We start from the raw sequence: 19158 nt of genomic DNA, 5'->3' as shown, positions 1-19158 counted from the left end.
ATAAAAAATAATCAATGGTAAATGGTTTGCATAAAATCTTTATCACAAAAATCTCACAGAAGCTTCACATAAATTTGATATTTTCTCCATAAATTATTCATAAATAATAGGCAGAATTTCAGCACAATCTGCATAGTCTTTAGCTTGTTCTATGAAGTCTTTAGGATTCAATGTGTTCCTCCCTTGTCTTTTTCATCACTTTTTACAAATTTACCATTTTCTAGGTAAAAGATATTATTAGAAAGCTTTTTAGAATAAACTTTATGAACGTACCTAAACCCTGCTCCTTCATCTCCTGTAAGCGGTCCATAAGTAGTCTCGAGCTTTTTTAATCCACTAGCAGACATACTTATAACTATTGGTTTGCCCCCTTTAACATAAAGCCATCCTAACGTTGTTCGTTCTTTAAAAGAACGGCTGTATCCTGGGGGCAAATCATCCTTTCCCACAAAATATTTCTCATACACTTCCTCTCCCATATATTCTTTGATTTTTTCAAAATCAGTACTAAAATCGGTTTTCCAGTATGTTTCTGATGTAACTTCTTCATAAAAGCAATCGGGTATATTTTGATGGATAACTCCCACAAAATATTTCTCATACACTTCCTCTCCCATATATTCTTTGATTCTCTCTATTAATAAATCAATGTCTTTATTCTCTAATTTTCTTGGTGGAGTTAAACTACTTAGATAGAAACCCTCCGCTGTAATATATCGACAACCATTAGAGAGAATTCTAGGATAGGTTTTATCAATAATATCTGATTGTTCATCTATTGTTAAGGGTAGTGGTCGTGGATATTTTTTCACTAACTCTTGATAGATTTCACTCATTTTTTGAGAAATAGGATGATAAGAGTAGTTCACTACAACTCTACGCTTTCTATCGCTTTCAATCATATCTCTATGTGTTGTTTTTGTTCTCTTTGTATGATAGCTTTATCTTGTTTTTCTTGAGATTCTTTGTTTGTGAGTTCTAGTTTAATATTTAAACTAGAATCTAAGAGAGAATAATTTAAAAGAGTAAGAGTAGAAGCATTTAAAAAGATAGTAAGTGTGCCTAGATTATTTTCTTCATCTTTAGGGGAGAAGTAATAACTTGGTGTATCTTGTTTAATGGTATTGTCTTTGTCTAATTCGCCAAAGTAAAGAGGATTGTTTAGAATCTTGAGTGGTTACTAAGTCTTTAGGATTTATTTTATCTAGGTTATTTATTTTTTGAGAATCTATCTTTGCGATTCCATAATGTGTTTGTGTCGCGTAAAAGGGCGCAATAAACTTTTAAGCAAATCTAATGTAGAATCGCAGATTTTATCTTTTTAATCGAGGTTGCGAAGTTGTTTGGTGTTATTACAGAGAGTTTTCAAAGTGCCATTAGCAAAATCCGATTCCAAGACGATGAAAAGGCGTTAAAACGCGCTTTAGAGGAGTTAAAAAAATCGCTTTTAAAATCCGATGTGCATTATAAGGTTTTAAAAGAATTGTTGAGCGATGTGGAGCTTAAAACGAAGCAAAGCGGAATCGGAAAGGAAAATTTTTTAAGCGCATTAAAAGAATCGCTCAATGTGATTCTTACCGCACCGGGTAATTATGGGTTTATTTTTGCGCCCAAGCCCCCAACAATCGTTTTGATGGCGGGCTTACAAGGAAGTGGGAAAACAACGACAACAGCAAAATTGGCAAATTATCTTAAGGGCAAACAGAAAAAAGTCTTGTTGGCTGCTTGTGATTTGCAAAGACTTGCCGCAGTGGAGCAGTTGCGACAATTAGCCTTGCAAGTGGAAGTGGATTTTTTTTATTTAGAGGGAAAAACTCCCGCAGAAATTGCAATACAAGCCAAGCAAAAGGCAGTTGATGGGCTTTATGATGTGTTGCTTGTGGATACTGCTGGACGATTGGCGATTGATGAAGCTTTAATGCAGGAATTGCAGGGCATTAAAAATGCGATTAATCCTAATGAAGTATTTTATGTTGTGGATAGCTTAAGTGGGCAAGACGGCGTCAAGAGTGCCGGAATCTTTCATCAGAAAATGAACTTAAGTGGAGTGATTTTAAGCAAATTTGATGGAGATAGCAAAGGTGGAATCGCACTTTCTATTGCGCATCAGCTTGGGATTCCATTGCGCTTTATTGGTGTGGGCGAGAAAGTCGCGGATTTAGAGGTTTTTATCCCTGAACGCATTGTGGGGCGACTAATGGGGGCAGGGGATATTCACTCTTTGGCTGAAAAAACCGCTGCTGTGATTAGCGAGAAAGAAGCAAAAGACATTTCTAAGAAAATCAAAAAGGGCAAATTCAATTTTAATGACTTTATCGCGCAGTTGGATAATATCAAAAAAATTGGTTCTATGCAGTCTATTCTTTCAATGTTGCCCGGTCTAGGAAATATGGCAAGCGCGCTTAAAGATGTGGATTTGGACAATTCAAAAGAGATGAAACAAATGCGCGCAATGGTCTCCTCAATGACACCAAAAGAGCGCGAGAATCCGGATTTGCTCAATGGTAGTCGCAAAAAGCGTATTGCAATGGGCGCGGGGATTGATGTTAGTGATGTGAATCGTTTTTTGAAGCAGTTTGAAAATGCGGCGAAAATGGCAAAGAAATTTTCTAACAAAGGCGGAATGGGTGATTTGATGAGCCTGATGAAAGACGCAAGAATGGGGCAGCTTAGGAGATAGTGTGCCTTTTTGTTTGCATTTCAACATTATAGATTGCCACGAATGTTGCGCATTTCTACAATGACATAGCAGGGGCTTGTCCTTGCGAGAATACATAGCACTTTAAGGAAAACATTACTTGCTTTTAGATAAAATTTCGCCTTTATGCAGATTTGTCTGTGAATTTAAGATTGATTTAAGGAGCATATTTTGGCAACCGTTATCCGCTTAACAAAAATGGGACGAAAGAAAAAGCCTTTTTATAGAATCATTGTAACTGATAGTAGAAAAAGACGCGATGGAGGTTGGATTGAATCTATCGGATATTATAATCCTCTCGTGGAGCCTTCTGTGGTAAAATATGATGCGGAAAGATTGAAATATTGGACAGGCGTTGGCGCAAAAATGAGCGAAAGAGTAAAAGCAATTACTAAATAATCAAATGTAGGCAATATATGGTAGAAGATTTTATAGAAGCCTATGTAAAAAAAATTGTTACAGAACCCGACAAAATTCGTGTCATCAAAACAGAGCTTGATACGAATTTTTATGAAATTGAAATTCTTTCTTCCTCGCAAGATGCAGGACGCTTGATTGGCAAAGATGGCAAAATGATTGGCGCAATCAAAACTTTTGTTTCTGGCATTAAAGCAAAAGATGGCAACTCTTATCGCATTATCGTGAAACCACAAACTACTGAAGCTTAGGAATGTTTGGTAAGAGCGTCCAAAAAGATTGGGTAAGTGTCGCGAAAATCGGTCGCTCCACAGGATTCAAAGGTGAGGTATTTTTGCATTTGCTAAGCGATTTTCCCGAATCCTTGCAGAGTGGTAATATTTATTTATCACAATTTGGCAATTTGACACTTGAATCTTATCAAGCAAAACGTTCCATAGCAAAATTTATTGAAATTAATTCCAAAGAAGCAGCAAAGCAAATCGTCAATCTTGTGCTTTATACTACGCAAGAGCAATGTAAGCAGCAGTGCAAACTCAAAGAAAATGAATTTTTTTGGTTTGAGCTTGTAGGGAGTGAGATTGTAGAAAATGGCGAGATTCTTGGCGTTGTAAGCGAGATTGAACGCTTTTGTGCGCAGGATTATTTGTCTGTTAAAACTGATTTTGCGCTTGTGGCACAGAATTTCCCAAAGAGTTTTTTGATTCCTTATAATGCGCGTTATATTTTGGGGGTGGAATCCAAAAAAGATTCCACAATCTATTCCAAAGAGGAATCCAAAGAAAGCACCAGTGCTACCCCAAAAATCATTTATACACAATTTTGTAGAGAAATCTTGGAAAATAGTTAATGCGATTCTCTATTGTTACTTTATTTCCCCATTTGATAGAATCTTACTTCAGCGATTCTATTCTTTATCGGGCAATCAAGCAGGGATTACTTGGCGTAGATTTTGTCAATCCTAGAGACTTCAGCCCTCATCGCTTTGCAAAGACAGACGATTATCAAGTAGGCGGTGGCGCGGGACTTGTGCTAGAGCCATTGGCTTTAAGCAATGCGCTAGATTCTGTAAAAAAACAAAATCCCAAAACACACATTATTTTTCTTACGCCCTGTGCGAAACTCTTTTCACAAAATGACGCGAAATGTTTGAGCAAAAAGTCTCATATTACCTTAGTTTGCGGGCGATATGAAGGCTTTGATGAACGTTTGATTGAATTGTATGCCGATGAGGTTTTTAGTATCGGGGATTTTATTTTAACCGGTGGGGAGATTGCCGCACTTTGTTTGTGTGATAGCATTTCAAGACAGGTAGAGGGAGTGCTTGGCAATAGTGATTCCTTACAAGGAGAAAGCTATGAAGAGTTTTTATTAGAATCCCCAAATTTTACCAAACCGCATAATTTTAAAAATTTATTGATTCCTTCAGAGTATTCAAAGGGAAATCACGCTAAAATCCACAGCTTAAAATTAAAAGCGTCAGAGGCAAAAACTAGATTCCATAGACCAGACCTCTATATTCGCTACAAACAAAGGCTAAAAGATGAGAAATAAATATATTCAGCATTTTGAAGACGCACAAATTGCAGGAAAAGAGATTCCACAATTTAAGGCAGGAGATACATTAAGAGTTGGGATTAAAATCTCTGAAGGAGATAAAACAAGAATCCAAAATTTTGAAGGAGTTTGTATCTCACTTCGTGGCACAGGGACAGGCAAGACTTTTACGATTCGCAAAATCGGCGCAAATGGTGTAGGAGTAGAAAGAATATTCCCTCTCTATTCTGAAAGTATTGAAAGCATTAAAGTGCTTAAAATTGGTCGTGTGAGACGCGCAAAACTCTACTATCTCCGCACAAGAAGTGGTAAATCTGCAAGAATCAAAGAAATTAGAAAATAATTTTTGATTCCCCCCCCCCTTTTTTTTTGGGGGATTCCTATTTATTGCGAGGGAGAGCTTATTTTCCCCCTCTTTGAATATTCTTAATCAAGAATTATTCAACATCTCTAATATTAAGAATCTATTTTGGTTTGCTACTCATCTTGACAATATCTTAACATTTTATTAACTATTCATTAACTAAATATTTATTACTATTCTTGCATTATCTTAAGAATCTTATGTGGCTATGACGATAGGAAAAGATGAATTGATGCCATAGAGTGAATAAGTTTTAATTATTTTTCTCATTTTTAAGGATAAGCAATGAATAAACCAAAACCCATTCAGCAAGAGAGGCAATTCAATGAGAATGAAATTATTATTTCCAAAACAGATTTAAAGGGACGAATTCTTTATGGTAATAGAATCTTTATTGAACTTTCAGGCTATACAGAGAAGGAACTTCTGGGCAAACCACATAATATTGTGCGTCACCCAGATATGCCAAAAGTTATTTTTAAATTTCTATGGAGTTTTATACAACAAGGAAAAGAAATTATAGCTTATGTAAAGAATCTTTCTAAAGATGGTTCATATTATTGGGTAAAGGCTTTTGTAACCCCCTCTTTTAACGGCAAAGGAGAGATTGTTGGTTATCATTCTATTCGGCTAAAGCCAACAGAACAGGCAAAAAAAACCATCAATGCACTCTATAGGGAATTATTGGAAGTTGAACAAAGAGAAGGGATTGAAAAAAGCCAAGAGAGATTGGAGCAGATTCTAGCACAAAAAGGAGTCAATTATGAAGAATTCGTATCAACTTTATAGATATTCTAGGGTTTTTAATTATTGTTTCATTGCCATTTTTGTTTGTTTATTTATTATTGAAATTTTAGATATTCATATTTTGCTAGAATTTGGGGCTTTTTGTCTAGGTATTTTGACTTGCACATTGACGCTAATAGCTGGAAATAGACGAGATAAATATATTCAAGAAATAACACATTGTGTTTCACAGCTTGCTAATGGAGACCTAGAAGCAAGAATCACAAATATTCAAGACAATGGTGCTTTGGGTAATCTGTCGTGGACAATTAATGATTTGGCTGACCAAGTGGAAGCCTTTGTTAGAGGAGGGGCTTCCACTATTACTGCAGCAAGCAAAAAACAATATTATAGAAAATTAAATTCTGCAAGCCTAAAAGGAACTTTTTCTTATGTGGGGCAGCTTATTAATAAAGCCTCTTATGCAGTTGAAGAAGCAGATAAATTAGGCGCAAGAGGTTTAATTGTGAATCAGATTTCTAAACAAAGCGCAGTGAGTTTAAAGAAAGATTTAAATTCAATTTCTACAAATCTAAATGCTGTAATTTCGGTGATGAATGAAACCTCTGAAGAGACAAAAGCCATTTCTCAATCTTCCAATCAAGGAATGCAAAGTGTCCAAGTGATTATGAATAATTTTGCCAATCTCTCCTCTATGATGTCGCAAACTTCACAATCCTTTGAGTGTTTCACAAAACGAATTAAAGAAATTGATACATTTGTTTCCTTGATTAAGGAGATTACCGACCAAACCAATTTACTAGCCCTCAATGCCGCAATTGAAGCAGCAAGAGCTGGGGAACACGGAAGAGGATTTGCAGTCGTTGCTGATGAGGTGAGAAAACTAGCAGAGCGTGCCACAAAAACCGCGTCAGAAATCTCTTCAACTACACAAGTCATCAACCAAGAAATGGACGAGATTTCAGGCTATGTTAAAGAGATTGACACCATTACAAATAATTCTAATGAATTGATGATTTCATTCAATGAAACTTTTGGTGCAATGGATAAACAAGCCGCTTTCTTGCTAGATTCTATTTTACATACCAATAAGACTTCTTATATTGCGTTGCTAGAGTTGGATTGTATTTTGAAAAAATTTGCCTCCTATTCTGCTGTGATTACAAATGAGATTCCGCAGATAGTTTCACAATGTAATATTGGAGAAAATTCTTTGATAGATAAGAGCATTTGCCAAAAAATCTTTGATTTTGATAAAAGTATTCAAGAGTTTTTGGAGTTTATTAAACTTGGTAATTTTACAGAGAATCAAGAACAATTACAAACATATTGTCAAAAATTTGAAGCCAAAAGCACGGAGGTTTATCAGCAACTTCACGCAATTCCCTAATTCTAATTGATTGTTTTTGATAGAAGGATTCGTAGCAATTGGTTTGAAGCACAAATTTCTTTGTGCTTTTAATCTTCGCCCGCCCACCGAAAAACGATTTTGCGTAAGATTCTCTCTAGTATTTTTCGCAAAGGTTGCCAATGCATTACTGCACCTCCCAAAAGTCCAAATAAACTACCAATGGTAATGTCTAGGATTCTTGCCTTGATAATCAAATCTGGGTCATAATTCATAAAACTTGCAACTTCTGCCAAATAAGTAGAATAAGGAGTTAAAAATACCATTGCCAAAGCATAATTCCTAACCGCTGTTAATTCTGCAAAAAACATTAATATCATCATCAAAAGTGCAAATTGAATCGGGCTAAAACTAAAGTGTAGTAAGAAATAAGCGAAGCTTACGCCTAGAATCGTGCCTAAGATTCTTTGTGTCTGTTTAATCCAAATTTGTTTAAAAGTAACCGCTGTTAAGATAGCGGCACAACTTACTCCCACCCAATAGCCTCTTTCTAATTCCAAAAAGTTTTGGAAAACCATAGAGGCACTGACAAAAAACGCAATGATAATAGGGTCAATAATAATTACGCCAAAGCCAAATTCTCCAATTTTTGGAATCGGTTTTGGAGGATGTTTGAAGAGGTAAATTACACTTAGAGAATACAGCAAAACCATCACATTTGCTACCATTGTTCCAAGTGCGACAAGCCCAATGGCAAAGGGATAGTCTTTGACCTCAAAAGGAATATAAGTGCCAAGAATCATCGCAAAGGTAAAGAAAAAGAATCCCGGCGCGCCAATACTAAAATAGCGCACGACTTGCGCACCTATCATTGTAACAAGAAAGACAATGAATGGAATCAGTGTAGGAAAGGCTTGTCCAATCAGCCCAAGCGTGAAGGAAGCGATAATTCCAAAAGCGCTTGCCATACATAAAATCATTTTATGGTGAATCGGAGTGTCTGGAACATAAAGAAAAATATTGGTGCCGATGATTGCCACAAGCCCCAAATCCGGACGATTAAAAAAAGCTGCAATAAAAAGCACGATTGCAACACTTAATCCCGCAAAAAATGGCATTTGCCATAATCTATCGCTAGGATTCCAAGTGAAAATGAGCTTAATATTCTCTTGAATTTTTTGTAAAAAATTCATTCAAACTCCTTAAAGTTATCGTTGAAATTATAGCATTCAATAAGAATTGTAAAGTTTTTAAGATTTGCTATAATACCAAAAACTAAAGGAATCTTATGAAAATTATTGCAAGCAATTTTAAGACAAACCACACACGCAAAAGCACTTTGCAATTTTGCGAAAATTTAGAAAAGTTTATTGCAAAAAATCAAACACAAAATCAATCTTTCCCACATCAAATTATGATTTTTCCTCCGCAAAGCGCGCTCTTAGAAAATCGCTTCAAGGATTTTCAAATTGGTGCGCAAAACGCCTACCCTGCAAAAAACGGCTCTTATACAGGAGAAATTGGCTTGGAGCAATTAGAGGAGTTTGGGATTCAAACGCTTTTGATTGGGCATAGCGAGAGGCGCGAGATATTAAAGGAATCACAAGAATTTTGTGCAGAGAAATTTAGGTTTTTTAGTCAGTTGGGATTTAGGATTTGTTATTGTATCGGGGAATCGCAAGAAATCAAACAGCAGGGCATTGAAGCTGTTTTGGAGTTTTTGGAATCCGAATTTGAAGGGATTAATTTAAATTCTCCTAATTTGATTGTCGCTTATGAGCCGATTTGGGCGATTGGCAGTGGGGTGAGTGCAAGTTTAGAAGAAATCACACAAATCCACACACGCTTAAAGCAAAAATTGGGTAAAATTCCGCTTTTGTATGGCGGAAGCGTGAAACCCCAAAATGTGCGTGAGATTCTCTCTCTAAATGGTGTAGATGGTGTGCTTATTGGGAGTGCGAGTTGGGAGTTTTCAAGCTTTTGTCAAATCTTAGATAATTCATTGGATTTAAGGAGTAAAGAATGATTATGCAAGGTAAAAAGGGCTTGATTGTCGGTGTGGCAAACAATAAATCTATTGCGTATGGAATCACAAAGGCTTGCAAAGAGCAGGGCGCGACAATCGGCTTAACTTATATGAATGAACAAATCCAAAAACGCGTGCTTCCCATTGCAGAGGAAATCGGGGATTCTAAGTTTGTTTATGAGCTAGATGTAAGCAAAAAGGAGCATTTTGCGCTTTTGCGTGAAAGCATCAAGCGAGATTTTGGAACATTGGATTTCTTGGTGCATAGTGTTGCTTTTGCTCCCAAAGAAGCGTTAGATGGGAGCTTTTTGGATACAAGCAAAGAAGCCTTTAATGTTGCAATGGAAGTTTCAGTTTATTCGCTTATTGAGCTTTGCCGTGAGCTCAAACCTGTGCTAAGCCCCAATGCTTCAATCCTTACATTAAGCTATCTAGGAAGCGTCAAGCATGTTGCGCATTATAATGTAATGGGCGTTGCTAAGGCTGCGTTGGAATCTAGTGTGCGTTATCTAGCACACGATTTGGGACAAGAGGGAATCCGCGTCAATGCAATTTCAGCGGGACCGATTCGCACGCTTGCAGCAAGTGGAATCGGAGATTTTCGCTTCATCTTAAAATGGAATGAAGCCAACGCGCCTTTGCGCAAAAATGTTGGTATTGAGGAAGTAGGCAACTCTGCGATGTATCTCCTATCCCCTCTTGCAAGCGCGGTTACGGGCGAGATTCATTATGTGGATTGCGGTTATAATATTATGGGAATGGCGGCTGTGGAGGAGATAGATGGCAAAGCCAAAATGGTATGGGATTCCTATAAATAGATTTTAAAGTGAGGAGAGAATTGTGGAATCGCAATTAATGGCTTTGGCGATTGAGACTTATAAAATCACGCTTACCCTTTCTCTCCCGATGTTGCTTGTCGGTTTGGTAGTGGGCTTGATGATTAGTATTTTTCAAGCCACGACACAAATCAACGAAATGACGCTTACTTTTGTGCCAAAGATTCTAGCGGTAATTGTCGTGATTATCTTTACAATGCCTTGGATGCTCAATATGCTAATGGACTTTACAACAAGAATCTTTAATCTAATGCCAAGCTTTCTTTTTTAGATTCCAATGTTTCAAAAAATTGTAGATTTTTCGCGTTATACGAGCGTGCGAATTGGCACACAGCTTGCATTAAATTATATAGAATCGCCACAAGATTATATTGCCCTCTTAGAGCAGGCTTCCCCGCAAATCATCGGCAAGGCAAACAATCTGTTGATTGCTCCAAATGCTAAGAATCTCTGCGCTTTAAGTAAGGCATTTGATTACATTAAAGACTTAGGAGACAGCTTAGAAGTGGGTTCGGCAACACCGAGTGGCAGGCTGTTTGCTTATGCTAAACGCAAGAATCTAAGAGGGTTTGAGATTCTTTGTGGATTGCCCGGAAGTGTGGGTGGAATCATCAAGATGAATGCGGGGCTGAAAAGTTATGAGATTCAAGAAGTGCTACTTGGAATCTTGCAACTAGAAAATACCGCAAAGCTTGGTTTTAAGAATGTGGAATCGCTAGGGTTATCCTATCGTAGTAGCGAAATTTCTGGGCTGATTTTTGCCGGGATTTTTAAAAAGCAAAGCGGTTTTAGAGGCGATTTAGTGGAGGAATGTATAAAAATGCGACAAAATCAGCCAAAAGAGCCGAGTTTTGGGAGTTGTTTTAAGAATCCTAAGGGTGATTTTGCGGGGCGTTTGATTGAGGCAGTGGGGCTAAAGGGTGTGCGATTTGGCAAAAGCAAGAGCTTGTGCTTTAGCGAAAAACACGCGAATTTTCTTGTGAATCTTGGGGATTCTACCTTTGAGGAAGCTTTGGAATTAATAGAGATTGCAAAAGAGAAAGTGCAAAAGGAATGTGGAATCGCACTAGAAAATGAAGTGCAGATTCTGCGATGATTGGAAGCAATGGGGCATAACAACAATGCGAAGAAGTGATTTTGATTGTAAAGATTTGGGGTTGATAGGAGAGTTTTTAAATGCAATAGAATTTGGCACGCTCGTGATTCCTGATAATATTCCTTATGCAGTGCCGCTTAGTTTTTGTTATGAGGATTCGCAAATTTATCTACACGGCGCAAAAGCTGGGCGCAAATACTCACTTTTAAAGCAGAATCCCAAAGTCGCCTTTAGTGCGGCAAAACCTTATGCTTATATTCCGAGCCATTTTTTAAATCACACAATGATTCCCACGCAATTTTTCTTTTCTGTTTTTTTGGAGGGGCAGTTTTGTGTCATAGAGGATTGGGAGGAGAAAAAGCATATTTTAACGCGTCTTGTGTGTAAATATGAGCCACAAAATACGCAAATGAGTATGGAGAGTGGGCAGTTTGTCGGCAAAGAAAAAGGCACTTTTGTAGGAAAGATTTTAGTGGAATCTTTAAGTGCGAAAGCAAAATTTGGACAGAATCTTAAAATTGAGGATTGGGAGCAAATCGTGCAGGATTTAAAGAATCGCAAAGAGAAGCTGGACGCAGAGACAATAGAGCTTATGCAGCGATTTGTAACAAAATAGCAAAACATATTAAAGTTTTTCTAAAATTATCCGATATTTTTAAGAATAAATCTCTATAATGATTAAATATTTTTTTAACAAAGGAGTTTTTATACATAAAATAGTTTTGAGTGTGGTATTGGTTTTTGGATTGTGTGCGTATGCGAGTCCAAAGATAAATAATGAAACAGATGTGTTTGAAAAAATATTGCATCAAAATCTGATGATTCTAAAGATACAATGGCAAAACTTATCAGAAAATGTGTTCCTGATAGATATGGAAACTATCATTGTTTTATTGTAATGGTATAAATTAAGGAGTAAAATGTTTGTAAATGGCGCAGGAAGCATTGTTTCTTCTAAGGTTTATCTAGCGGCAAATGACCGCACACAGGCAGCATTGACAAGCGAAGAAAGTCAAGATTTGCAATTAAAACCCCAAGAAAGAGGAATCAAAGAGTCCATAAAATCAAAGTTAGTTGGGGATTCTAACTACCAACTCGTGCTTTTTGATGACCATACAAGTGGAGAGCGCGTGAGTGCTTTAATCTCTAAAGAAAATATGGAACGATTGCAAGAGAAATTTAACAAAAAAGACTTTTATGCTAGAGAAGATGGCAATATGCGTTTAAGTGGCAAAGCAGAGGCTTATGTTAGTGGCTGGTATGCAGAGATAATGGGTAATGTGGGGGCGCAAAGAGCAGATTTGAATCAAGATGGGAAGTTTTCGGAAAACGAAAGAGGACTTTTGAGAGATGGTTATAGTTTTGAGTTGAGCCAAAGCCAATCGTTTGGCAATCCAATTTCCGTGCTTTTGGTAGAGGGCAACACCAAAAGTGATGATACAGAAGTGCGCACCACAGAGGATTTGCTAGATAATTTTATTTCACAAGACAAAGATTTAAATGGCAAAATTAGTGTGCAAGAACATTTTGAAGTAACGCGTGGTAGCTTATATAGCGCGCTTAAGGGGATTTTAGAATCGCAAGAAAATCCTTTAGCAGAAATGGTCGCGCAATCCCAAGAAGCAAACCTTGCAACCCCCAACAAAGAGGAGTTAGATGTCTCTGCAATGGAGGAAGCGATGAGACTGCTTGCAAAAATCAAGCAGAGTGGTAATCTTAACGCGCTTTCACCAGAGGAGCAAGCGTTGGTAAGGCAATATTTTGCAGGAGAAGTAGAGCAAATCAAACAACAAAGCCAAGATACCGATGTGATAAATCAGCATTTGGATAGGAAAATCCGTGATTTTGTAGAGCAAATGGGCTCTAATGAAAGCTTGATTCTAAGCACAAAAGCGTAACTTTACCCTTATGATTCCTGCGCGCATAAGGAAGTAGAGTGGAGTCCATAATCTTATAACAAATTGCGAGATTTTGTATTTTAGATTGCCACAGCTTTTTACAAAGGCTTCACAATGACGAATCCCAGCAGTCCTTGCAAGCGAAGCAATCTGTAACCCTGCATACAAACCAAATTTTAAGCTCTAAGGGTGTAAATTATTTTAAATTTATCAAGAATTGACAAGCAGATTCTGATACACTTGCATAGTTTTCTCACCCATTGCGGCAAGAGAGAAATTTTTTACAATAAAATCACGCGATGGCAGGATTATCTCTCTCTCTCTCTCTCTCTCTCTAATTAGCGATTCTAACGCTTCTGCAAACTCCTCTAAGCTTGGATTTTTTGTGAGAATGAAATTTGGCTTGCCTTGAGAATAAAAGTGTAAATCCGCAATAGAGCCAATATCGCTTGCAATGCTTGGAATCTCCATAGCTAGAGCTTGCATTAGGCTTTGCGGCACACCCTCATTTTTATCACTTGTGAGCATAAAAATATCCAAAGTTGCCAAAAATTCTGCAGGATTTTCAATGTGTCCAAGCAGGCGCACGACTTCTTGATTTACCGCCTGATTGACTTCTTTTGCGAGATTTTCTAAGCGGATTTGTCCATCTCCACTGCCCGCAATCACAAAAAATACATCGGGGTATTTTTGGCAAATTTCACGCGCGACTTCAATAAAAACATCTTGTCGCTTCATTGCACGCAAAACGCCTAAATTGCCTATAATCAATTTATTTTGTGGGAGATTGTATTTTGTTTTCATTGCTTCTTTGTCGTATTTTTCTTTGCAAAAAGTCTCCGTGTCAATGCCTGTGGGGATAGAAAGAATCCTCTCTCTTTTGATGCGATTCTCGCGTATCATTGCTTCTCTTATGCTTTCTCCTGTGGTGATGATGAAATCTGCTAGGGAGTTAATAAAGTTTAAGCGTGAGGGGTGGATTTTGTTGGATAGATGACGCGTGCGGATAAACTTCGCTCCGCTTCCAATGCTTGCTAATCCGCCTAGCCAAGTATCTACGCCGCTATGCGTATTGATAATATCAAAGTTTTTCGCGATTTTATGAAGTTGATAAATACTTTCTAAGTCGGTTTTGCGCCTAAAGGGTAGGGTAAAGGTGGTAAAACCCTGTTCTTTGGCTTTGAGTAGGATTCTAGCGTCCTCTTTGGTAGCAAGTGCGAGATAACAACCGCGCCTACGCATTTCTTGCATTTCATTTAGAATCCGAATCTCCTGCCCGCCAAAGCCACCCGACCATTCTGTGTGTAAAATACGCATTATTTTTTCCTTGTGAGTGCTTCTAGTAATGCCAGCGGATACAATGTGTGTTCTAATTTGTGGATACGCGTTTCATAAGATTCTAGGTTTTCTCCTTTGATTTTTGCGATTGCGCCTTGCGCGATGATTTCTCCGCTATCTAGCTCCTCGCTGACATAATGCACGCTCACGCCTCCTAAGCGCATAGGTGAGTTGTAGGACTCTAAGATTCCGTGCGCTCCTTTGAAAAGAGGCAAGAGCGAGGGGTGGATATTGATAGCGCGAATCTTTTGCGTAAAAATCGGTGTTAAGATTCGCATAAATCCAGCCAATACGCATAAATCTAGTTTAAATTCTTGCAGGGTTGCGACTAATTGCGTATCAAACTCCTCCCTTGTCTTCCCCGCGCTTTCTATCACTTGCGTAGCGATTCCTAGTCTTTTGGCGCGCGTAAGCCCAAATGCGTCGCTTTTGTTGCTCAAAGCCAAGACAACTTCCACCTTAAAGGCTTTGTTGGAATGTTTGCTCTTTGCACAATCAGGTTCTATTCGTTTAAATGTATGCGCTAATCCCCCAATTAAGAATCCCTCAATTAAAACATCTCCAATCAAGAACCCTCCGATGGTGCTTTGTTTTGTATTTTCAGGTCGTTTGCTAGGGAGAAAGCATTTTTGGTGCAAAGCCTTGATGAGTGCTTCTAAATTGCTTCCATTGCCACTAAATAAAATAGCGATTCTTTTTGTTTCCATAGAATCTCTTTTAGGCAAAAAATTGCGGGTGTGTTTGTTTGAGCTTTTTTAGATTCTGCAAAATCTCATTGACACCATATTCTATGCTTTGTTCATCTAATCCGTCAATATAAGCGTCCAATGCCTCTTGCATAGAGGATTCCTTTACGCCACTTAAGATTAACGTCACACAAAGCATATCGCTTAATTGAATGGACAATTCCTCCACTTCTTCTTCTAGCTCTTTGATTCTGTCTTTATTCATATTCTTCTCCTTTTAAGATAGTTTGCACGCATTCTTTAATATCCTCATAGATAAAACTTTCTTTGAATCCATCTATTTTGCCACCGCTTGCATTTGCGTGTCCTCCTCCATTGAAGTAATTTTTTGCTAAAACACTTACATCACAAGCGTTGTTGGCGCGCAAACTTACATTTCCACGCGCACTCACATCTATGAAGAAATCAAATTGTGGATTGTTTTTTAAAAATAAGTTTGCAAGCACAGAGATATTGCCAATGCTGTAACTCAAAAATCCTCTATATTGCTTCCAATATATGCTACAAGATTCCGCTTTTTGCGCCAAAAGTTCGCTTTGGTATTTTGAGGTTAGATTATCTAATGTGGCACTGAACAAGCTGCCTTTTAAAAAGCATTTTTTCATCTCTAAAATCGCATTATCCAGCAGAATCTCTCCCTTTTCTTGCCCGAGAAATTTTGCGGATTCTTTTAATAAAGCAAGCTTGTATTCGCGGTCTTCATTATCAAACATAAAGCGATTGAGTTCTTTGCATTCTACAATCATTCGCATTGCGACTTTGCCAAACTCAAAGGCATAACCCTCTTCTAGCCATAAATCTATGCTATTAATCATTTTTACCATTGGTTCAAGCCATTGCCTTACAGAATCGCAAAGCCCATAACGCGTAAGCAGTGTATCATAAACGATATGTGTAGCGCATCGTTTGGTATCCAAAAAATACCATTCGTAAGTCTGTGCGCATTCTTGCCCACTTTTGTGGTGGTCTAATAACTCAAAAGTGATTTGGAATCCGTTGAGGTTTAGCTCTAGGACAGATTGCACCAATCTTTCGCATTCCTCGAGCGTGAGATTCAAATCACTAATCAAAATATGCGCTTTTTCTTTGGGATTCTTTGTTTTTGTGCATTTGATTTGCCGATAAATTTCCTCTAGGCGCGCACCAACTTCTTTGCCATAGTTGGCATTGTAAAAAAACATTGACAAGGAATCGGACGCAAACGCACGTGTGTAGATTTCGCGGCTTACCATTTGGCAACCATAGCCGTCTAAGTCAATATGAGATAAATGGTAGATTTGCATATTTTTCCTTACAGAGCGAATTCAACCGTGCCCAAGATTTCATATTTGCTTTGATAATCAATCTCTGCGGTGCTTAAAACAATCATATTGCGTCCAAAACCATATTGTTCAAGGAAAATCGCCAAAGGCTTTCTTAGCACCATAGAAGTGCCGCCAATGATTGTTGGCACAGCACCCATAGATGCGCCTTTTTGGAGGGCAATATTGAGTGCGTCGAGTAGGTTTTGGGATTCTGTCGGGCTTAGGCGCAATCTTTGTCCCATTTTTTGTTGGTCTGGCAAACGTTCTAGTAAGAATTGTTCTAATGCGGGAGAAAGAATAAAGTAGCGCAAGATTCCGTCATCATTTTGAAAATTATGTGTAATGAGTCGTTTAAGGCACGCGCGGACATATTCTGTGAGTGTTGGCAAATCGCCTTTGTAGGCTGGATAGCCATCTGCGATGGCTTCAGCAATGCTCAACATATCTTTAATGGGAATTTGTTCGTGCAACAGCTCTTTTAAGATATGTTGAATCGTGCCAACTCCTACCCCTTTAATTTCCTCTGCTAAAATCGGATAATCTTTGCCTAGTTTTTCAAGCAGATTATGCACTTCTTGACGCGTGAGCAGTTCCTCTGCGTATTGTTTGATGAGCTCTTGAATGTGTGTGCTAATCACGGTTGCACCATCAATAGTTGTGTAACCCTCAATAATTGCGTCTTCTTTTTTGCTTTCATCTATCCAATAAGCGTCCAAGCCAAACACCGGCTCTTTGGTTGGGATTCCATCGGGCAATTCTCCAGCAAATCCGCTTGCAGCAACCGCAAGATATTTGTCCGCCATTACTTTGCCGTGACCAATTTCAATTTCTTTAAGCAAAATTTGGTATTCATCAGGAGGCAAATTCAAATCATCTCTTAAATGCACCATTGGCACGAGGATTCCATATTCCGTTGCCATTGTTTTGCGGATTTGGCGGATTTTATTGACGAGTTCGCCTCCTTGCGCAGGATCTGCAAACTTGATGAGCTGATACCCAAGCCCCACACGCAAGATTTTGACTTTAAGTGCGTTATCAATCTCTGCTTCATCGCGTTTTTTGCGCTCTTCCTCGTTTTCTTTGGGAGGTTGTTTTGCCGCTTGAGTGGCGGCGGCTTGCTGTCTTGCTTGTTTGCGTTGAGGGAGATTGTCAGAATCTTGTAATTCCCCCTCTTTGGTTTTGTCGGCTTTTTTTATTTTTTTAAAGAGCGATTCTACATATTTCCATACCTCACCCTCTTTTTGCTTGCTTAAAAGCAAGGCAAGGCTTAAAAACAGCAAACCTACAAAACCAAGTGAGAGGGTAGGCAAGCCCGGCACGAGAGCAAAAAGCAATAAAATGCAGCCCACAATTAAAAGTGTTTTGGATTCGTTAATGAGTTGGTCAATAATCCCTGAAGCGAAGTTTTCACCCTCTTTGCTAAAGCGCGTTACAATGATACCTGTGGCGGTGGCGACAATGAGTGCGGGGAGTTGGGAAACTAAACCATCGCCAATCGTTAGGATTGTGAAAGTGGAAGCAGAATCCGCTATCGTCATATCTCTTTGAAAAACGCCAATGAGGAATCCGCCAATGATGTTAATCAGTGTAATAATAATCCCAGCAATCGCATCGCCTTTGACGAATTTGTTTGCACCGTCCATTGAGCCATAAAAGTCCGCTTCGGTTGCTAATGCGTCGCGTCTTGCTTTTGCTTCCTCTTGCCCAATGATTCCAGAGTTTAAATCCGCGTCAATCGCCATTTGCTTACCCGGCATTGCGTCTAGTGTAAAACGCGCTTTGACTTCAGAAACCCTTGTAGAACCATTAGTTACAACCATAAAATTGATAATGACTAAAATAATAAATAAAATGATTCCAATAACATAATTTCCGCCCACAACAAATTGTCCAAAGGCGTTGATAATATCGCTTACTGCTTCAGGACCTAAATGCCCATTGCTTAGAATCATTCTTGTTGTTGCAATATTAAGAGCAAGACGAAAAAGAGTAATAATCAACAAAAGCGTAGGAAAAGCCGAAAAATCTGTGGGTTTTTTGACATAAAGCGCAATTAAGATAATTAATGCAGAAAGTGCAATAGAAATGGCTAAGAAAAAATCCAATAAAGAACTTGGAAGCGGTACAATGATGATTGCTAAAATCGCAATGATAAAAAAGACAACCGTTAAATCTTTTGAGCCTGAAAGAAAAGATAAAAAGGGCATAATCCTGCTTAGTAAAGACACTTTTTTATCTGCTGTTGCCAAATCTACTCCAAAATAAATAAATCAATCTGTAATTTTAGTCGTTTTTAGCCGATAAAATCAAGAAAATTGTTAAAATTTTAGCGCATTTTTACATTTTTATGATAAAATCGCAAACTTTATTTATACCAATCAGGAGGTCAAAATGGCTCAAGATTCGGCGAAAAAGAGAGAAATTACTTCTGCTTTTGCTAGGAATCCCAAAGATACAGGTTCTACAGAGGTGCAAATTGCTTTGCTTAGTGATAGGATTAAAACACTCACACAACATTTAAAGGTAAATCCAAAAGACCATTCTAGTCGTTTGGGACTTAGAAAGCTTGTTTCTCAAAGAAAAGGCTTGCTTACTTATTTGCGTCGTAAAGATTTTAAAAGCTACGCAAACGTGATTGAAAAACTAGGATTAAAAGACAGAGGCTAATCTCTGTCTTGCCTTTGTGTCCCTTCCTCATAAACTTAAAAAATTTTCCCACTTTTGCCAAACTAGATTTTCTTAAAGCGAGATGAGCTATAATTTAAAATTTAGAAAAATAGGGC

General features: G+C 38.1%; 22 protein-coding genes. 15 read left to right on the top strand and 7 right to left on the bottom strand.

Annotation, left to right across the window (positions count from 1 at the left end):
• Positions 1–167: 167 nt before the first annotated feature.
• Positions 168–869, bottom strand: a complete 702-nt coding sequence (locus K2N75_RS02705) for a hypothetical protein (RefSeq protein ID WP_297679362.1) — start codon at positions 867–869, stop codon at positions 168–170.
• Between the two features lie 470 nt (positions 870–1339).
• Here K2N75_RS02705 and ffh point away from each other — a divergent pair, with 470 nt between their 5' ends.
• From ffh to K2N75_RS02665, 8 genes are all read left to right on the top strand, one after another.
• A complete protein-coding gene (ffh, locus tag K2N75_RS02700; RefSeq protein ID WP_297679364.1) occupies positions 1340–2680 on the top strand; it encodes a signal recognition particle protein in 1341 nt (446 codons plus the stop codon).
• Between the two features lie 189 nt (positions 2681–2869).
• Positions 2870–3097, top strand: coding sequence for a 30S ribosomal protein S16 (gene rpsP, locus K2N75_RS02695; protein WP_297679366.1), 228 nt, complete (start codon positions 2870–2872; stop codon positions 3095–3097).
• Between the two features lie 17 nt (positions 3098–3114).
• Entirely contained in the window at positions 3115–3366 is a 252-nt protein-coding gene (locus tag K2N75_RS02690) for a KH domain-containing protein (protein WP_297679368.1), read from the top strand.
• 2 nt (positions 3367–3368) lie between these two features.
• Positions 3369–3965, top strand: coding sequence for a ribosome maturation factor RimM (gene rimM / locus K2N75_RS02685; RefSeq protein ID WP_297679370.1), 597 nt, complete (start codon positions 3369–3371; stop codon positions 3963–3965).
• Complete coding sequence (gene trmD / locus K2N75_RS02680) at positions 3965–4669, top strand: tRNA (guanosine(37)-N1)-methyltransferase TrmD (protein WP_297679372.1); 705 nt, start codon at positions 3965–3967, stop codon at positions 4667–4669. Before rimM ends, trmD begins: the two co-directional genes overlap by 1 nt.
• Entirely contained in the window at positions 4659–5015 is a 357-nt protein-coding gene (rplS, locus tag K2N75_RS02675; RefSeq protein WP_297679374.1) for a 50S ribosomal protein L19, read from the top strand. The genes trmD and rplS overlap by 11 nt, the downstream gene beginning before the upstream one ends.
• 306 nt (positions 5016–5321) lie before the next feature.
• Positions 5322–5825 (top strand): PAS domain-containing protein, encoded by a 504-nt coding sequence (locus K2N75_RS02670; RefSeq protein WP_297679376.1) that lies wholly within the window; start codon positions 5322–5324, stop codon positions 5823–5825.
• The gene (locus K2N75_RS02665) at positions 5800–7173 is read left to right on the top strand and encodes a methyl-accepting chemotaxis protein (RefSeq protein WP_297679378.1); all 1374 of its coding nucleotides are present in this window, start codon (positions 5800–5802) and stop codon (positions 7171–7173) included. The genes K2N75_RS02670 and K2N75_RS02665 overlap by 26 nt, the downstream gene beginning before the upstream one ends.
• Positions 7174–7241: 68 nt before the next feature.
• Here K2N75_RS02665 and K2N75_RS02660 read toward each other — a convergent pair whose 3' ends face one another.
• Positions 7242–8324: an FUSC family protein gene (locus K2N75_RS02660; RefSeq protein ID WP_297679380.1), complete on the bottom strand. Its 1083-nt coding sequence runs from the start codon at positions 8322–8324 to the stop codon at positions 7242–7244.
• A gap of 95 nt (positions 8325–8419) precedes the next feature.
• Here K2N75_RS02660 and K2N75_RS02655 point away from each other — a divergent pair, with 95 nt between their 5' ends.
• From K2N75_RS02655 to K2N75_RS02630, 6 genes are all read left to right on the top strand, one after another.
• Entirely contained in the window at positions 8420–9157 is a 738-nt protein-coding gene (locus K2N75_RS02655) for a triose-phosphate isomerase (RefSeq protein ID WP_297679382.1), read from the top strand.
• Positions 9154–9975, top strand: coding sequence for an enoyl-ACP reductase FabI (gene fabI, locus K2N75_RS02650; RefSeq protein ID WP_297679384.1), 822 nt, complete (start codon positions 9154–9156; stop codon positions 9973–9975). The genes K2N75_RS02655 and fabI overlap by 4 nt, the downstream gene beginning before the upstream one ends.
• Positions 9976–9997: 22 nt before the next feature.
• Complete coding sequence (gene fliQ, locus K2N75_RS02645) at positions 9998–10264, top strand: flagellar biosynthesis protein FliQ (protein ID WP_026943775.1); 267 nt, start codon at positions 9998–10000, stop codon at positions 10262–10264.
• 6 nt (positions 10265–10270) lie between these two features.
• Positions 10271–11089 carry a UDP-N-acetylmuramate dehydrogenase gene (locus tag K2N75_RS02640; RefSeq protein ID WP_297679387.1) on the top strand — a complete coding sequence of 273 codons (819 nt, stop codon included), beginning with the start codon at positions 10271–10273 and terminating at the stop codon, positions 11087–11089.
• Positions 11090–11114: 25 nt separating this feature from the next.
• The gene (locus K2N75_RS02635) at positions 11115–11705 is read left to right on the top strand and encodes an FMN-binding negative transcriptional regulator (RefSeq protein WP_297679389.1); all 591 of its coding nucleotides are present in this window, start codon (positions 11115–11117) and stop codon (positions 11703–11705) included.
• A 304-nt stretch (positions 11706–12009) separates the two neighbouring features.
• Entirely contained in the window at positions 12010–12987 is a 978-nt protein-coding gene (locus K2N75_RS02630) for a hypothetical protein (RefSeq protein ID WP_297679391.1), read from the top strand.
• 210 nt (positions 12988–13197) lie between these two features.
• On the opposite strand, the gene K2N75_RS02625 is transcribed toward K2N75_RS02630, so the two are convergent.
• Genes K2N75_RS02625 through flhA form a run of 5 tightly spaced genes read right to left on the bottom strand, consistent with a single transcriptional unit; the run spans position 13198 to position 18582 of the window.
• Positions 13198–14304: a glycosyltransferase family 4 protein gene (locus tag K2N75_RS02625; protein WP_297679393.1), complete on the bottom strand. Its 1107-nt coding sequence runs from the start codon at positions 14302–14304 to the stop codon at positions 13198–13200.
• Positions 14304–15032, bottom strand: a complete 729-nt coding sequence (locus tag K2N75_RS02620) for a phosphoribosylglycinamide formyltransferase (RefSeq protein ID WP_297679395.1) — start codon at positions 15030–15032, stop codon at positions 14304–14306. The genes K2N75_RS02625 and K2N75_RS02620 overlap by 1 nt, the downstream gene beginning before the upstream one ends.
• Before the next feature lie 10 nt (positions 15033–15042).
• Positions 15043–15276 carry a hypothetical protein gene (locus K2N75_RS02615; protein WP_297679397.1) on the bottom strand — a complete coding sequence of 78 codons (234 nt, stop codon included), beginning with the start codon at positions 15274–15276 and terminating at the stop codon, positions 15043–15045.
• Complete coding sequence (locus tag K2N75_RS02610; protein WP_297679399.1) at positions 15269–16354, bottom strand: 3',5'-cyclic-nucleotide phosphodiesterase; 1086 nt, start codon at positions 16352–16354, stop codon at positions 15269–15271. The genes K2N75_RS02615 and K2N75_RS02610 overlap by 8 nt, the downstream gene beginning before the upstream one ends.
• 8 nt (positions 16355–16362) lie before the next feature.
• The gene (gene flhA, locus K2N75_RS02605; protein WP_297679401.1) at positions 16363–18582 is read right to left on the bottom strand and encodes a flagellar biosynthesis protein FlhA; all 2220 of its coding nucleotides are present in this window, start codon (positions 18580–18582) and stop codon (positions 16363–16365) included.
• A gap of 184 nt (positions 18583–18766) precedes the next feature.
• On the opposite strand from flhA, the gene rpsO reads away from it, so the two are divergent.
• Positions 18767–19042 carry a 30S ribosomal protein S15 gene (gene rpsO, locus K2N75_RS02600; RefSeq protein ID WP_297679403.1) on the top strand — a complete coding sequence of 92 codons (276 nt, stop codon included), beginning with the start codon at positions 18767–18769 and terminating at the stop codon, positions 19040–19042.
• The last annotated feature ends 116 nt before the right edge of the window (positions 19043–19158 follow it).

The organism is Helicobacter sp. (assembly GCF_029067145.1).
Classification (GTDB): Bacteria; Campylobacterota; Campylobacteria; order Campylobacterales; family Helicobacteraceae; genus Helicobacter_D.
The sequence above is the reverse complement of the archived record's forward strand: the minus strand, read 5'-3'. Positions and strand labels throughout refer to the sequence as shown.

Coding starts and splice junctions, on each gene's coding strand:
- K2N75_RS02625 (WP_297679393.1), bottom strand. CDS start 14,304: ATGCGTATTTTACACACAGAATGGTCGGGTGGCTTTGGCGGGCAGGAG.
- K2N75_RS02620 (WP_297679395.1), bottom strand. CDS start 15,032: ATGGAAACAAAAAGAATCGCTATTTTATTTAGTGGCAATGGAAGCAAT.
- K2N75_RS02670 (WP_297679376.1), top strand. CDS start 5,322: ATGAATAAACCAAAACCCATTCAGCAAGAGAGGCAATTCAATGAGAAT.
- trmD (WP_297679372.1), top strand. CDS start 3,965: ATGCGATTCTCTATTGTTACTTTATTTCCCCATTTGATAGAATCTTAC.
- rpsO (WP_297679403.1), top strand. CDS start 18,767: ATGGCTCAAGATTCGGCGAAAAAGAGAGAAATTACTTCTGCTTTTGCT.
- K2N75_RS02690 (WP_297679368.1), top strand. CDS start 3,115: ATGGTAGAAGATTTTATAGAAGCCTATGTAAAAAAAATTGTTACAGAA.
- K2N75_RS02660 (WP_297679380.1), bottom strand. CDS start 8,324: ATGAATTTTTTACAAAAAATTCAAGAGAATATTAAGCTCATTTTCACT.
- K2N75_RS02630 (WP_297679391.1), top strand. CDS start 12,010: ATGTTTGTAAATGGCGCAGGAAGCATTGTTTCTTCTAAGGTTTATCTA.
- fabI (WP_297679384.1), top strand. CDS start 9,154: ATGATTATGCAAGGTAAAAAGGGCTTGATTGTCGGTGTGGCAAACAAT.
- K2N75_RS02635 (WP_297679389.1), top strand. CDS start 11,115: ATGCGAAGAAGTGATTTTGATTGTAAAGATTTGGGGTTGATAGGAGAG.
- K2N75_RS02615 (WP_297679397.1), bottom strand. CDS start 15,276: ATGAATAAAGACAGAATCAAAGAGCTAGAAGAAGAAGTGGAGGAATTG.
- rplS (WP_297679374.1), top strand. CDS start 4,659: ATGAGAAATAAATATATTCAGCATTTTGAAGACGCACAAATTGCAGGA.
- K2N75_RS02665 (WP_297679378.1), top strand. CDS start 5,800: ATGAAGAATTCGTATCAACTTTATAGATATTCTAGGGTTTTTAATTAT.
- rimM (WP_297679370.1), top strand. CDS start 3,369: ATGTTTGGTAAGAGCGTCCAAAAAGATTGGGTAAGTGTCGCGAAAATC.
- K2N75_RS02610 (WP_297679399.1), bottom strand. CDS start 16,354: ATGCAAATCTACCATTTATCTCATATTGACTTAGACGGCTATGGTTGC.
- K2N75_RS02655 (WP_297679382.1), top strand. CDS start 8,420: ATGAAAATTATTGCAAGCAATTTTAAGACAAACCACACACGCAAAAGC.
- flhA (WP_297679401.1), bottom strand. CDS start 18,582: ATGCCCTTTTTATCTTTTCTTTCAGGCTCAAAAGATTTAACGGTTGTC.
- K2N75_RS02640 (WP_297679387.1), top strand. CDS start 10,271: ATGTTTCAAAAAATTGTAGATTTTTCGCGTTATACGAGCGTGCGAATT.